The sequence below is a fragment of the Microbispora siamensis genome (assembly GCF_016863095.1).
In the GTDB taxonomy this organism is placed as follows: domain Bacteria; phylum Actinomycetota; class Actinomycetes; order Streptosporangiales; family Streptosporangiaceae; genus Microbispora; species Microbispora siamensis.
In genome coordinates, this window is sequence record NZ_BOOF01000001.1 from 78,004 (window position 1) to 90,983 (window position 12,980).

Consider the following 12,980-nt stretch of genomic DNA (forward strand, 5'->3'; position numbering starts at 1 on the left):
GGCACCACGATGGAAGCCCGGATGAAGAACCCCGCCGCGATCATCCCCGCCGCGATGAAGCCGATCATGGAGCTGATGAAGGCCGCTCAGTCGCAGGGGCTTCCCCCGGAGCTCCTGGAGCTGGTCCACCTGCGGGTCAGCCAGATCAACGGCTGCAGCCCCTGCGTCGACAGCGGCCTGAAGAGCCTGCGCAAGCTCGGCGAGAGCGACGAGCGCATCGGCCTGGTCAGCGCCTGGCGCGAGGCTCCGTACTACACCGACGCCGAGCGGGCCGCGCTGGAGCTGGCGGAGGCCTCGACCCGGCTGGCCGACCGCGCCGACGCCGTCTCCGACGAGGTCTGGGACAACGCCGCCGACCACTTCGACGAGAAGCAGCTGGCCTCGATCCTGCTGATGACCGCCGTCACCAACCTCTTCAACCGCCTGAACGCCCCGGTCCGGCAGATCGCCGGCAGCTGGTAAGCCCCTCCCCGACTCTCACGTACAGAAGGAGACACCGACATGACCGCTGTCCGCTCGCACCGCTACTCCGTCGCCGAGACCGACCTGGAGGAGTTCCTGGCCCGCCGGAGCTCGCTGATCGCGACCATCAGGGAGGGGCATCCCGGCCTCACCCGCACCGTGCTGATCCAGCTCGAGGACGGCACCTACACCGACACCTGGCACTGGGAGTCCGGCGAGCAGCTGGGCGCCGCCCTCGCCGCCCTGCCCACCTTCCCGGAGGCGCCGCTGACCATGTCCCTGACCAAGGACGCCACCGCCCTGAACGGCCGGGTCGTCGACGAGCGCTGACCCCCCTTCGATCGCCCCGGCCCACGGCCGGGGCGGCCGCGTGGAGGAGGCGGCGGGCACGGCTCCAGGATGAAACCCAGGCCTCCCGGGCTCGGCGCGCGGCTGGCCGTGATGGGCGGCGCGATGGTCGAGAACGGAGCCGATCCCGCCCCGCTGATCGACCCCGTGGTCGAGGGACTGTGCGACGCGCTGGAGCGCTCCGCCGAGTTCCCGCGGGCCTGGCGCGCGGTCACCGACCGGCGCCTCCCGGAACCCGGTCCGGAGGACCAGGTGGTCCTCGGCGCGGCGCGCGTGCTCTCCGGCCCCTTCGGCCTGCCCGGACGGCTCGGGCTCGGCCGCCGCCTGCCTTTCGCTCGCGCCCTCGACCTGGTCGTGGGCTGGTCGATCGCCGAGGACTGGAGCGCGGCCGCGACCACCGTGCTCCAGCGGTCTGCGGCCATCCGCGCGGATCTCTCCCGGCGCCCGCGACTCGCCGCGGCGGTCGCCGCCACGGAGGACGACCGCCCCGACCTGTGGTGCCTGCCGAGGCTCCTCGCCGTGCTCGACGACGAACCGCTGATCGTCCTGCACCGGCCGACCGGGCGGGCGTACGCGATGACGATCGGCGGGATCGGGGACAACTTCCAGCTCTCCACGCTGCTGGCGCACGTCCTGAACGGGCACGTGCCGCTGACCATCCCCCACCCCTCCTGGGTCGAGGCGGCCACGGACGGGCCTCTCGAGCCCGAGGCCGGGCCGATCGTGGCGCGGTTCGACCTGCGCGACGGGACGGGCGAGTCGATCCGCACCGCCGGGTGCCCCGCCGACATCCCGCTTCTCGACGGGCAGCGTGTGGTGGTCCTCGACAGTCCGTCGTTCCGGCGTACGTGGAACATCGGCCGCACCTATCCGATGATGCGGCCGTCGATCACTCTCGACCGCGTGCTGCCGGAACAGGAAGCCCGCGTGTGGTCGTCCCGCGTGGCTCCCGCTCCATGACCGTCCCCCCACACACCGTTCGGCGGGCGTACCGCCGGAGCCCGGGGGTATCGAGTCCCGTCATGCGTGCCCTCACCCGCCTGATCCTGCCGATGGTCGTGGTCACCGCCCTGGCCTCCGGCTGCGGGGCCTTCGATCCACGCCTGGTCGTCAACGGGGGCTCCGGCACGGACGGGCCCGACGCGGAAGTGACGCTGCACGACACGGTCGCCCACCGGCCGTACTCCCTGGGCGGGTGGGACATGTGCCTGGACCGGCCCGGCTCTGCCACCATCACCGGGATCGAGCTGATCAGGCCGTACAACGACATCGTGTTACAGGCGTTCTCGTCCCGGCCGCATACGGGTCCCATGCTCGGCAACGCCGAGAAGCCGCTGACCGACCTCGGCTTCCCCGCCCGCAGCCCCGCCGTCACCACCGTCTGCGAGGAGAGCTCTCTCCACACCGAGCTCGCCCTGCAGTACGCGAAGACCGGCGACGCCTCCGCGGGAGCCGAGGGTGTACGCATCACCTACATCTCGGCGGGCCGGCGGCGTACTGTCGATTTCAATCTGCGCGTGCTGCTGTGCGCACCCGGCGACACCGAGCGATGCAGGGAGACGTACGAAGAACTCCGCACCCGGAGTGACGACGACTGAACAGCCGGGTCCACGACCGGGCGAGCGACTCGAATCCGAGGAGAGGACGATCCTTGACGTATCCACCGCCGACCTACCACGGTGACACGGGCGAGCTGACGGCGTCGTACCGGCGCCCGGACGCCGCGCCCGAGCTCGACTACCCGAGCGGAACCACGGTGCACTATCTGGCGACCGGTGCGACGACCAATGGACAGTTCGGGCTCTACCGCTGGGACATGGGACCGGAGCCCAGCGGCCCGGCGGCGCACTTTCACCGGTCGATCTCCGAATCGTTCTACATCCTCTCCGGCACGGTGCGGATCTACGACGGACGGCGCTGGATCGACACCAGCCCCGGCGACTTCGTGCACGTCCCCGAGGGTGGCGTACACGCGTTCCGCAACGAATCGGGAGAGCCGGCGTCGATGCTGCTGCATTTCGCGCCGGGCGCGCCACGAGAGGGCTACTTCGAGGGACTGCTCACGCTCGCGGACATGAGTGAAGAGGAAAAGGCGGAGTTCTACCTCCACCACGACACCTTCTGGCTCTGAGCACCGCACGGACACGACGTCGGCGCTGGACGAAACCGCCTGGCAGACACTGGAATCTCGCCGCCCCGCGTGAGCCGTCCAGCCCGCGTCGGTTTTCCGGTCACACTGAAGGGCGCGTAACCGGCAAGCCGGCCCATTCCGCGGGTAGCCTCGCAAAAGTGATCGACTTCAACAACGACTCCCTATTCAAGCTGAATCCGTGCCACCCGCAAGAGGTCGGCCCGGCCGTGGCCCCTCTCCTGCTTCACGGCGAGCAGATCGTCTCCTCCTATAAAACGGTCCGCGACTTCGTCGTCTTCACCGACAAGCGCATCATCGCGGTCAACGTCCAGGGGCTCACCGGCAAGAAGCGCGACTTCTCCTCCCTGCCCTACAGCAAGGTGCAGGCATGGTCAGTCGAGACCGCCGGGACCTTCGACCTCGACGCCGAACTGGAACTCTGGTTCAGCGGCCTGGGCAAGGTCCGCTTCGAGTTCAAGGGCAACTCGGACATCATCCGCCTCAGCCACATGATCGCGGGCTACGTGCTGTAGCAGAGGGTTCAGAGGTGGAAGTCGACAACCAGTCCGACGCTCCGTGCCGGGGCACCAGGAGTGCTGACAGGCGGGCTCTCCGAGCTGTCCGCCGTCTGCCGGTGGCGCGGATGGGCCGGCCGCTGCTCCGGATCACGAGGCCACCACCGGCCCGGGTGTGAGCCGGGGTACGGAGGCCGGTGATCCGAGCGGGGGACCGAGGACGCGGGCACGCAGTCGTACTGGGGGCACGGTGTGGTGAAGCACTGCTTGGGCGAGGGCACGCAGACGCGGCCCGGACCACAGTTGACTGCCGCACAGGGCGATCCGGGACCGCACGCACCGGGCGCCTGCCCGGCTGCCGGGGTGGCGATGGCCGGCCGTGCCGCTGGAATCGTCGGCGAATCGTCCGCCCATGCCTTGGCCATGGCGGCTGGTGATGCCGCCACGGCCACGACCGCTATCAGGATCAGTTTTCGCAGCATTTCTCCCCCGGCTGTGGTGATCGCTTCTCCCTCTCGCGATGCTCGCACCGGCCGCACCTGCCAACGGCAAAACGGCTCTCAGCACGTTGCATGGCTTATTCGGGGTGAGGCGGTGAACCGCCTCACTCGGAGGTGCGCGACCGGCGCTCGCCCGGCGGGATCAGCAGCACTTCCAGCGCGCGGGCGCAGGCCCGCGCGTGCGTGACGAACCAGTCGATCCGCGCGTCGCTCATGACCAGCGGCGTGGAGCGCACGGCCAGCGCGTAACGCACGTGGCCCTGCCGGTCGAGCACCGGCACGGCGACCGTGCGGATGCCGTCGCCCGACTCCCCGTCGTTGAGCGCGTACCCGGCCTCGCGCACGCGGTCCAGCTCGGCGCGCAGCTCGCCGTGGTCCACGATGGTGCGGCCGGTCAGCGCCCGCAGGGGGCCGAGCGCCTCCAGGTCCGCCCTGCCCTCCGGGTCCCAGGCCAGCAGGACCTTGCCCAACGCCGTGGAGTGCAACGGGCGGCGCAGGCCGATGCCGCTGTCGGGGTTGAGCGAGCCACCGCTCAGGATGACCGCGTGCCTGTCGTTGCGGACGGCCAGGTCCACGGTGGCGGAGGTGATCCGGGCCAGCTCGGCCAGTTCGGGCGCGATGCGGTGCAAGCCGCGCCGGTGGAAGGAGAGCTGCCCCAGCTCGGTGATCGACGGTCCGAGCCGGTAGCGGCCCGTGCGCGCCTCCTGCTCCAGGAAGCCCGCGGCGGTCAGCGTCCTGGCCAGGCGGTGCGTGGTCGAGGTGGACAGTCCCATCCTGCGCGAGAGGTCGGACAGGCTGAGCGAGGCGTGCCCGCCGCCGAAGCAGTCGAGCATGCCGACCGCCCTGCGTACGGACTGCACGCCGCCTTCTGCTGCCATACGGGAAACCCTGTCTTCCGAGTAGGGAGAGCCGAGACCAGGTGAGAGCCGGTCCCGCCGAGAACGCTTCCCGCATCGCGGGACAATCTTTGCATTCCCTACCAATTTACTAGCAAAATCGCCTCCATGACGACAGCCGCACTCGACACCATCTGGTTCACCCGCTGTCCCGTGCCCACCGCGACGGGCATCGCGGTGCACCAGGGCTGGCTGGCCGGAGAGTTCGCCGCCGAGGGGATCGAGGTCCGGTCCCTCCAGGACGACGGCCCCGGCGTCCCTCGCGAGACGCACTACACCCACGCCCTGACCGGTCTGTTCCGCGAAGGCGGCAACGTGCCCGCGCTCTGGGCTCGCTCGCGCGGCGAGGCCACCCGGCTGATCGGGCTCACCTGGATCGAGGAGCGGCAGGCCATCCTGGTCCGCGCCGGCAGCGCCCTGGAGCACCCCGCGCAGCTCAAGGGCCTGCGCCTGGCCGTGCCCCGGCACCGCATCGCCATCGACTTCTGGCGGGCCATGGCCCTGCGCGGCTTCCACGGGGCGCTGGGGCTGGCCGGGCTCGGCCTCGGCGACGCCGAGCCGGTGGATGTCGTGGCCGAACCCGGCGGCGGCCAATGGGAGGCCGAGCTGGCCGCGCTGGCCTCCGGCAAGGTGGACGCGGTCTATGTCAAGGGCGCGCTCGCCGTCGAAGCCGCCCTGCGCCATGGCGCGGAGGTCGGCATCGACCTCGACGCCGTGCCGGACCGGCGGGCGCGGGTGAACAACGGCACCCCGCGGCCGATCACCGTGCACCAGCGCCTGCTCGACGAGCACCCCGATGTGGTCACCCGCTTCCTCGGCGTGCTGCTGCGGGCGGCCGACTGGGCCGCCGATCACCCGGAGGAGGTCGCCAGGATTCTCGGCGCCGAGACCGGCGCGGGCGCGACCGGCGTGGCCGCCGCCTACGTCCCCGGCGCCTCGCTCCACCTGGACCTGTCGCCCGAACGCCTCGATCTGCTGGCCGAGCAGGAGCACTTCCTGCGCGGCCACCGCTTCCTCGAATCGCCCGTGGACGTCGCGGCCTGGGCCGACCACACCCCGCTGCAAGGAGTCACCCATGCGTAAGCTGCTGCTCGCCGTCCCTCTCGTCCTCCTGGCCGCGGCCTGTGGCGGCGGCACCGGCGCCACCACAGGCCAGGAGCAGGTGGTCGTCCGGATCTCGGACCCGGGCAACAGCGGTTTCCTGGCCGCCGCGAAGAAGGACGGCAGCCTGGACGCCGCCCTGGCCAAGGTCAACGCCAAGGTCAAGTGGGCCGGCGACTTCTCCGTCTTCGCCCCCGCCGCCCAGGCCATCAACGCCGGTTCGCTCGACATCGCAACCGGTTCGATCACCTCCGGCGTCACCGCGCTGGCCGTCAAGCCCAGCTTCAAGATCTTCGCCACGGTGCCGCCCGATCTCGCCGGCGAGGGGATCGTGGTCAAGAACGACTCGCCGATCAAGTCGGTCGCGGACCTGGCCGGGCACACCGTGGCGGTCGGGCACGGCGGCACCAGCGAATACCTGCTGCTCAAGGCGCTGCAGACGTTCAACGTACCGGTGGACAAGGTCAAGCGCGTCTACCTGAGCCCGCCGCAGACCGCACCGGTCTTCGGCTCGGGCAAGGTGGACGCCTGGTCGACGTTCTCCACCTTCCTCGTCCCCGCCGTCACCGAGCTGGACGCACGGATCCTGGCCGACGGCGAGGCCATCAAGTCGGACAACTACGTGATCTACGTGGCCGCCAACAAGCTGCTCGAGGAGCATCCCGAGGTGGTCAAGGCCCTGTTCGAGTTCATCAAGGAGGGCAGCGCGAAGGAGATCGCCGACCCGGCGGCGTACCTGAACGTCTTCACCCAGGCGGGCCCGCAGGCCGTGCAGGGCGAGCAGAAGGACCTGGTGGTCGACATCCAGAAGAAGGGCAAGCCCGCCCAGGCGGTCACCGCCACCGAGATCGCGAAATATCAGGAGGTCGCGAAGTTCTTCCTCGACCAGAAGGTGCTCACCGCGCCGCTGGACGTCTCCCAGCACGTCGTGGACGTGACGAAGCTCGGGAACGCCAAGCAATGAGCACCGCAGTGCAGGGGCTCGTCGCCCCGAATCCGCCCCGAGCCGCGGGACGCGCGCCCGCGCTGACGTTCGCGCTGCGGGCCGTCGGCCCCCTTCTGCTGCTGGCGGCCTGGTACGCGGCCACCGCCTCCGGCGTCCTCACCGAGGACGTGCTCGCCGGCCCCCAAGACGTCCTCAAGACCTTCGGCGAGCTGTGGGCCGACGGCCAGCTCCCGGAGGCGCTGCGCGTCTCCGTCACCCGGGCCGGCCTCGGCCTGGTGCTGGGCGCCTCCACCGGCCTGCTGCTCGGCGTGGTCTCCGGTTTCACCCGGCTCGGCGAGGAGCTCGTGGACTCCTCGATGCAGGCGCTGCGCGCCATCCCCTTCCTGGCGCTGACCTCGCTGTTCGTCGTCTGGTTCGGGATCGAGGAGGCCTCCAAGATCCTCCTGATCGGCGTGGCCTGCACCTTCCCCATGTACGTCAACGTCTCCAGCGGCGTGCGCAACGTGGACCGCAAGGTCGTCGAGGCGGCTCGCTCGTTCGGCCTCGGCCGGCTCGCGATCGCGCGCGAGGTCGTGCTGCCGGGGGCGCTGCCGTCGGTCTTCGCCGGGCTGCGCCTGGCCACCACGCTCAGCGTGATCGCGCTGATCGCGGCCGAGGAGATCAACGTGACGGCCGGGCTCGGCTACCTGATGGCCCGGGCCACCGACTACCTGCGCACCGACATCCTGGCGCTGTGCGTGCTGCTGTACGCGGTGATCGGGTTGCTGGCCGACCTGACGCTGCGGCTGATCGAACGGGTGACGATGCCCTGGCGCAGGGCGGTGAGCATCCGATGAGCCCAGAGGTGAGCGCAGAATCGGCAGGCCTCGCCGTACGGACCAGAGGGCTGCGCAAGGTCTTCGGCGAGCGCGCCGTGCTCGACGGGGTGGACCTGGACGTGCGCCGCGGCGAGTTCCTCGCGCTGCTCGGCGCGAGCGGCACGGGGAAGACGACGCTGCTGCGCATCCTCGCCGGCCTGGACGCCGCCACCGGCGGAACCGTGCTCGTGCCCCCGGTGCGCACGGTCGTCTTCCAGGAGCCGCGGCTCATCCCCTCCAAGCGCGCGCTCGCGAACGTCGTCATCGGACAGGGCCGCTCCGCCCGCGCCAAGGGGCTCGCGGCTCTGGCGGAGGTGGGCCTGAGCCGGCACGCCGACGCCTGGCCCGCGACGCTCTCCGGCGGCGAGGCCCAGCGGGTGGCACTGGCCAGGGCCCTGGTACGCGAGCCGGAGCTGCTCCTGCTGGACGAGCCGTTCGCCGCGCTCGACGCGCTCACCCGGCTGCACATGCAGGACCTGATCGCCGAATTGTGCGCCCGGCACCGCCCGGCCGTGGTGCTGGTCACGCACGACGTCGAGGAGGCGATCCTGCTCGCCGACCGGATCGCGGTGCTGCGCGAGGGCAGGTTCGTCACGGACCTGCAGGTCGGCATCGACCGACCGCGCGACAGGACGGATCCCGTCTTCGTCGAGCTGCGCCGCCGCCTGCTCGCCGACCTCGGCGTCGACAGCCACGCGGGCACGCCGCGCGAGGAGGTGGCACGGTGACCGCGCCGACTCCGCCCGCACCCCGCGCACCGGGGACCGTGACCACACCGGCCCAGCCTGCGCGGCGGGCGCCGGGCACCGCGGCGACCGCGTGGATCGACGAGAACGCGCCCGTGCTGACCGGGCTCGCGGACCGGATCTGGGCCTACGCGGAGCCGTCGCTGCGCGAGTGGCGTTCCGCGCTGGCCACCGCCGAGTTGCTGCGCGCGCACGGCTTCACGATCTCGTGGGGCACCGCCGGGCTGCCGGCCGCCTTCGTCGCCACCTCCGGCGACAGCGGCCCCGTGCTCGGCTTCAACGTCGAGTACGACGCGCTGCCCGGCCTGTCCCAGCGCGCGGGCGTCCCTCGCCACGAGCCCACCGTGTTCGAGGGCGACGAGTACGCCCCCGCGTACGGTCACGGCCACGGGTGCGGCCACAACGCCCTGGCGGCGGCGTCCACCGGCGCGGCCATCGCCGCCGCCAGGGCCCTGCGCGGCCGGGCGACGATCAGGGTGTTCGCCTCCACGGGCGAGGAGCAGCTCGTCGGCAAGGCGTACGCGGTGCGCGACGGCGCGTACGACGGCCTCGACGCCTTCCTCGACTGGCATCCCGCTCCCGTCACCGGGACGGGCTGGGAGGTCACCAGCGCGCTGTACTCGGCCACGTTCTCCTTTCTCGGCTCGCCCGGCCATGGCTCGAACCCGCTGGGCACCCGGAGCGGCCTGGACGGGGTGCTCCTGCTGACCGGCATGATCGAGCGGCTGCGCGCGGGCAACGTCTCGCCGTCGGGCCGGATCGGCTACGCCATCGGCGGCGGCGGCGCCCCCAACGTCACCCCCGACCTGCAGACGTTGTGGGTCTACGTCCGCGAGGCCACCCACGAGCGGGCCAGGACCCTCTATGACAAGGTCGTGGCCTGCGCCGCGGCCGCCGCCGTCGCCAGCCAGACCCGGCTCGAACACCGGCTGGTGACGGCGATCAGAGAGGGGCTCGGCAACCGGGCGGGCGCGGAGCTGCTGCACCACACGATGAGCGAGCTCGGTCCCCCCGCGTTCACCGACGCCGACCACGAGTTCGCGGTGCGGCTGCAGGAGGCGATCGGCAGACCGGGCGCCGGCCTGGCGACAGGGGTCCTGCCCCTGCGCCCGCCCGCCGAGCCGGACCTGGGCGGGCCGTCCAGCGACACGTCGGAGGTGAGCTGGACGGCGCCGCACCTCAGCCTGACCGCGGCGGTGGTTCCGATCGGCGTGCCGCTGCACTCGTGGGCGGCCACGGCCTCGACCGGCACCGCGATCGCGCACGCCGGGCTGCTGGCCGCCGCCCGTTACCTGGCCTCGGCGGCCGTCACGCTGGTGGAGCAGCCCGAGACGCTGGCGGCGGTCCGGCAGGAGTTCGCCGCCCGCGAGCGAGGGCCGGCGCCGCTGCCCACGACGGCGCAGCCGCCCTACCACGTGCCGCCGCCCTCGTTCCTCGAAGAGACGGGGCAGTCGGCACGCCCGGCCAGGACGCCGCCTATTTCCACTGAACTCCTAGGAAAGATCTGACATGTCCGTCCTGTTCATCTCCGGCAGTCCTTCGGCCGGTTCCCGGATCGAGGCGCCGACCGAGGGGCCGCTTCCGCGCATCGACGCCGTGCTCGAAGAGGCGCCCGTGGCGGCGGTGGCATGATGACCCGCCGCGGCACGACCCACCCCGGGACGGCCCCGGGTGGCGGCGGCCCCGCGCCGTCCCGCTTCCACATCGTCCTCCCCACCAGGAGCACCGCCGCGCCGGAGCTGCCCGCGTTCGTCACCGACGTACGGCCCGCCCTGACCGATCCGGCCGGACGGACCGCCGTGGCCGCGGACCTGGCAGGGCTGGCGGGGGCGCTGGTGCCGTTCGACCCCGGCGGGCAGGAGTCCCTGAGCGTCGCCGCGAACGTCTTGCGGCGTACCCGGCACCTGCGCGTGGTCGCCGGGTTCCACACCGCGGCCGCCACCCCCGTCTACGCGGCCAAGCTCTCGGCCTCGCTGCAGCGCTTCGCCGCCGGCCGGCTGGGCTGGCGGCTCGCGGTGGACCTGGACCCGGCCACGGCCAGGGCGCAGGGCGACTTCCTGACCGGCCCCGAACGCTATGCCCGTGCCGGCGAGTTCCTGACCGTCGCCAAGGGCGTCTGGCACGGCGGCCCGTTCGAATTCCGGGGCGACTTCTACGAGGTCGCCGCGGGGGGCTTCGGCCCGCCGCTGTCGGCGCCGCCCTTCCCCGAGGTGCACCTTTCCGGCACCTCTCCCGAGGCCCTCGCTCTGTCGCGGCGGCACGCGGACGTGCACGTCTTCGCCGAGGGCGACGACCTGGACTCCCTCGTCCCCGAGCTGCCGGGCCTGCGCTACGGCGTCCACCTGGCCTCGCTGGACCGCGTGGAGGAGTACGCCGGGCGGGGCGTCACCGAGTTCTTCGTCCAGACCGAGGACGTCTACCGCCTCGGCGAGCACGTGAAGGAGCGCACCGTTGCCGGTTGACATCTACTGGCGCATCCACATGGAGGGCGACCAGCCGTCGCTGCGCCGCAGGGTACGCAGCCGGGGCGGATTCGCTCCCAACGGCACCGCGCCAGGCATCCGGGACGGCCGGGACGACGGCTACACGCACGCCGACTACATGGCCGAGGTCGCGCGGGCGGCCGAGGAGTCCGGCTTCGTCGGCGGGCTGCTGCCGAACTTCCCGCACACCGACGACCCGTGGGCCGCCGCCGCGACGCTGGCCCGCGAGACCACGTCGTACCGCTTCATGGTGGCCTTCCAGCCCGGGTTCCTGCACCCGGTGCAGGCGGCACGGATGACGGCCACGCTGCAACGGGCGACCGGCGGCCGGATCGTCTACAACGTCATCTCCGGCGGCGGTGGTCCCGCCCAGCTCTGGTGGGGCGACAAGGTGGACCACGACGACCGCTACGCGCGGACCTCGGAGTTCCTGGACGTGCTCAAGGGCGTCTGGCAGGGCGGGCACACCCATCACGGCCGCTTCTACCAGGTGGAGGACGCGGGGCTGCCGGAGGAGCTGGCCGGGCAGCCGTTCCCGGAGATCTTCTTCTCCGGCTCCTCCCCCGCCGCCATCGACGCCGCCGGCCGGCACGCCGACTACTACCTGTCGTGGCTGGAGCCGTTCGACGCGCTGGCGGAGAAGTTCGACGCCGTACGCGCGCACAGCGCCACGCCGCCCCGGTTCGCCGTACGCGTGGACGTGCTGGCCCGTGAAAGCGAGGAGGAGGCGTGGGAGGAGATCCGGCAGGGCTGGGAGGCCAGGCCGCGCGGCGACGACTCCGGCGGGGGCGACTCCGTCGGTGTGCGGCGCAGCCGCTCCTTCCTCACCGAGGCCGGTGACGATCCCCGCAGCCTGGAGGTCGCCCCCAACGTGTGGGGCGGGTTCAGCCAGTTGCGCGACGGCCCCGCCTTCGGCCTGGTCGGCGACTACCACCAGGTCGCCGAACGCCTCGACCAGCTCCTGGACCTCGGCGTGGACGCGTTCATCCTGGCCGGAATTCCCCATCTCGAAGAGGCCCGCCGCGTGGGCCGCCATGTACTGCCGCTACTGAAAGGACGCACCTCATGACCACCCGAGTCGGCTTCTTCCCGCAGAACAACACCTTGTGGGTGGCCCGCCACCGCGACCTGCTGCCCGGCGTGGAGTGGGTGGACCTGAACGCGCTGGGCCGGGGCGCGCCGGTCGATCCCACCAGGGCGCTCCCGTCCGCGCACGGCGACCATCTGTTCGACGGCGGGTACGACTTCATCGGCACCGGCTCCACTCCCCCGGTCACCGCCCAGGCCAAAGGGCACGACATCGTGTACGTGGCGATCTCGGAGCCACGTGTCGAGAACGGCCGCCTGGTGGTGCGGGACGACTCGCCGATCGGCTCCGTGGCGGAGCTGAAGGGCAAGCGGGTGGCGCTCGGGCACGGCTCGTGGCAGACCACGCTGCTGCTGCTGGCCCTGGAGCGCGCCGGGCTCGGGTGGGGCGACATCGTCCCTGTGGACGCCTACGGCAACGCCGCCGAACTGCTGGTGAACGGCGACGTGGACGCCTGGGTGGGCTCCTATCCGTACCTGACGCCGGTCGAGTCGCGGACGAGGACGCTCGTGGAGACCGACGGCCTGTTCAGCCACCGCTCGCTCTGGTTCACCCGCCGCGACTTCGCCCGGGAGCGGCCCGACGAGCTGGCCAGGATCGTCACCGCGCTCCAGGAGGCCGACCGCTGGACCGCGGAGCACCCGCGTGAGGCGGCCGCGCTGTTCGACGGGGACCTCGACGCCTGGGAGCACGCGCTGCGCACCCGCCCCTGGGGGCTGCACCCGGTCAGCGAGGAGTTCGTCGCCGAGCAGCAGCACGCCGCCGACCTCTTCCACGCCAACGGGCTGATCGACAAGAAGATCTCGGTCGCGGACGCCGTACTTCCCGAGATCGGCGAACTGGTGCTGCGGACCCGCTGAGCCCCGGCAATTATTTCCCGTCATTCCTGGTTGGCTTCAACCGAGGAG

Annotated in this window: 16 protein-coding genes; 15 read left to right on the forward strand and 1 reads right to left on the reverse strand. The window is 71.9% G+C overall.

Features of this window, described 5'->3' with window-relative positions; translation table 11 throughout:
* The first annotated feature begins 9 nt into the window (after positions 1–9).
* The 6 genes from Msi02_RS00360 (at position 10) to Msi02_RS00385 (ending at position 3,474) form a co-directional block, all read left to right on the forward strand.
* The gene (locus Msi02_RS00360) at positions 10–462 is read left to right on the forward strand and encodes a carboxymuconolactone decarboxylase family protein (RefSeq protein WP_204046543.1); all 453 of its coding nucleotides are present in this window, start codon (positions 10–12) and stop codon (positions 460–462) included.
* 39 nt (positions 463–501) lie between these two features.
* Positions 502–792 carry a hypothetical protein gene (locus Msi02_RS00365; RefSeq protein ID WP_079315823.1) on the forward strand — a complete coding sequence of 97 codons (291 nt, stop codon included), beginning with the start codon at positions 502–504 and terminating at the stop codon, positions 790–792.
* Between the two features lie 69 nt (positions 793–861).
* The gene (locus tag Msi02_RS00370) at positions 862–1,770 is read left to right on the forward strand and encodes a hypothetical protein (protein WP_204046544.1); all 909 of its coding nucleotides are present in this window, start codon (positions 862–864) and stop codon (positions 1,768–1,770) included.
* Between the two features lie 62 nt (positions 1,771–1,832).
* Entirely contained in the window at positions 1,833–2,408 is a 576-nt protein-coding gene (locus Msi02_RS00375) for a hypothetical protein (RefSeq protein WP_204046545.1), read from the forward strand.
* 53 nt (positions 2,409–2,461) lie between these two features.
* A complete protein-coding gene (locus tag Msi02_RS00380; RefSeq protein WP_079315820.1) occupies positions 2,462–2,941 on the forward strand; it encodes a cupin domain-containing protein in 480 nt (159 codons plus the stop codon).
* A gap of 158 nt (positions 2,942–3,099) precedes the next feature.
* Positions 3,100–3,474: a PH domain-containing protein gene (locus Msi02_RS00385; protein WP_204046546.1), complete on the forward strand. Its 375-nt coding sequence runs from the start codon at positions 3,100–3,102 to the stop codon at positions 3,472–3,474.
* A gap of 586 nt (positions 3,475–4,060) precedes the next feature.
* On the opposite strand, the gene Msi02_RS00390 is transcribed toward Msi02_RS00385, so the two are convergent.
* Positions 4,061–4,834 carry an IclR family transcriptional regulator gene (locus tag Msi02_RS00390; RefSeq protein ID WP_079315819.1) on the reverse strand — a complete coding sequence of 258 codons (774 nt, stop codon included), beginning with the start codon at positions 4,832–4,834 and terminating at the stop codon, positions 4,061–4,063.
* 126 nt (positions 4,835–4,960) lie between these two features.
* Between Msi02_RS00390 and Msi02_RS00395 the strand changes: the two genes are divergently transcribed.
* The 9 genes from Msi02_RS00395 to Msi02_RS00430 are packed head-to-tail and all read left to right on the forward strand — an operon-like array spanning position 4,961 to position 12,932.
* On the forward strand, positions 4,961–5,935 hold the full coding sequence (locus Msi02_RS00395) for an ABC transporter substrate-binding protein (RefSeq protein ID WP_204046547.1): 975 nt from the start codon (positions 4,961–4,963) through the stop codon (positions 5,933–5,935).
* Positions 5,928–6,917 (forward strand): ABC transporter substrate-binding protein, encoded by a 990-nt coding sequence (locus tag Msi02_RS00400; protein WP_079315817.1) that lies wholly within the window; start codon positions 5,928–5,930, stop codon positions 6,915–6,917. The genes Msi02_RS00395 and Msi02_RS00400 overlap by 8 nt, the downstream gene beginning before the upstream one ends.
* Positions 6,914–7,735: an ABC transporter permease subunit gene (locus Msi02_RS00405; protein WP_204046548.1), complete on the forward strand. Its 822-nt coding sequence runs from the start codon at positions 6,914–6,916 to the stop codon at positions 7,733–7,735. The genes Msi02_RS00400 and Msi02_RS00405 overlap by 4 nt, the downstream gene beginning before the upstream one ends.
* Positions 7,732–8,484 carry an ABC transporter ATP-binding protein gene (locus Msi02_RS00410; RefSeq protein WP_204046549.1) on the forward strand — a complete coding sequence of 251 codons (753 nt, stop codon included), beginning with the start codon at positions 7,732–7,734 and terminating at the stop codon, positions 8,482–8,484. Before Msi02_RS00405 ends, Msi02_RS00410 begins: the two co-directional genes overlap by 4 nt.
* Positions 8,481–10,010, forward strand: coding sequence for a zinc-binding metallopeptidase family protein (locus Msi02_RS00415; protein WP_204046550.1), 1,530 nt, complete (start codon positions 8,481–8,483; stop codon positions 10,008–10,010). Before Msi02_RS00410 ends, Msi02_RS00415 begins: the two co-directional genes overlap by 4 nt.
* Before the next feature lies 1 nt (position 10,011).
* Positions 10,012–10,134, forward strand: a complete 123-nt coding sequence (locus Msi02_RS43805) for a hypothetical protein (protein WP_275414059.1) — start codon at positions 10,012–10,014, stop codon at positions 10,132–10,134.
* Positions 10,131–10,964, forward strand: a complete 834-nt coding sequence (locus tag Msi02_RS00420; RefSeq protein WP_204046551.1) for an LLM class flavin-dependent oxidoreductase — start codon at positions 10,131–10,133, stop codon at positions 10,962–10,964. The genes Msi02_RS43805 and Msi02_RS00420 overlap by 4 nt, the downstream gene beginning before the upstream one ends.
* Positions 10,954–12,054, forward strand: coding sequence for an LLM class flavin-dependent oxidoreductase (locus Msi02_RS00425; protein WP_204046552.1), 1,101 nt, complete (start codon positions 10,954–10,956; stop codon positions 12,052–12,054). The genes Msi02_RS00420 and Msi02_RS00425 overlap by 11 nt, the downstream gene beginning before the upstream one ends.
* Complete coding sequence (locus tag Msi02_RS00430; RefSeq protein ID WP_204046553.1) at positions 12,051–12,932, forward strand: ABC transporter substrate-binding protein; 882 nt, start codon at positions 12,051–12,053, stop codon at positions 12,930–12,932. Before Msi02_RS00425 ends, Msi02_RS00430 begins: the two co-directional genes overlap by 4 nt.
* The last annotated feature ends 48 nt before the right edge of the window (positions 12,933–12,980 follow it).

Coding starts and splice junctions, on each gene's coding strand:
- Msi02_RS00405 (WP_204046548.1), top strand. CDS start 6,914: ATGAGCACCGCAGTGCAGGGGCTCGTCGCCCCGAATCCGCCCCGAGCC.
- Msi02_RS00365 (WP_079315823.1), top strand. CDS start 502: ATGACCGCTGTCCGCTCGCACCGCTACTCCGTCGCCGAGACCGACCTG.
- Msi02_RS00395 (WP_204046547.1), top strand. CDS start 4,961: ATGACGACAGCCGCACTCGACACCATCTGGTTCACCCGCTGTCCCGTG.
- Msi02_RS00430 (WP_204046553.1), top strand. CDS start 12,051: ATGACCACCCGAGTCGGCTTCTTCCCGCAGAACAACACCTTGTGGGTG.
- Msi02_RS00400 (WP_079315817.1), top strand. CDS start 5,928: ATGCGTAAGCTGCTGCTCGCCGTCCCTCTCGTCCTCCTGGCCGCGGCC.
- Msi02_RS00390 (WP_079315819.1), bottom strand. CDS start 4,834: ATGGCAGCAGAAGGCGGCGTGCAGTCCGTACGCAGGGCGGTCGGCATG.
- Msi02_RS00375 (WP_204046545.1), top strand. CDS start 1,833: ATGCGTGCCCTCACCCGCCTGATCCTGCCGATGGTCGTGGTCACCGCC.
- Msi02_RS00370 (WP_204046544.1), top strand. CDS start 862: ATGAAACCCAGGCCTCCCGGGCTCGGCGCGCGGCTGGCCGTGATGGGC.
- Msi02_RS43805 (WP_275414059.1), top strand. CDS start 10,012: ATGTCCGTCCTGTTCATCTCCGGCAGTCCTTCGGCCGGTTCCCGGATC.
- Msi02_RS00360 (WP_204046543.1), top strand. CDS start 10: ATGGAAGCCCGGATGAAGAACCCCGCCGCGATCATCCCCGCCGCGATG.
- Msi02_RS00410 (WP_204046549.1), top strand. CDS start 7,732: ATGAGCCCAGAGGTGAGCGCAGAATCGGCAGGCCTCGCCGTACGGACC.
- Msi02_RS00420 (WP_204046551.1), top strand. CDS start 10,131: ATGATGACCCGCCGCGGCACGACCCACCCCGGGACGGCCCCGGGTGGC.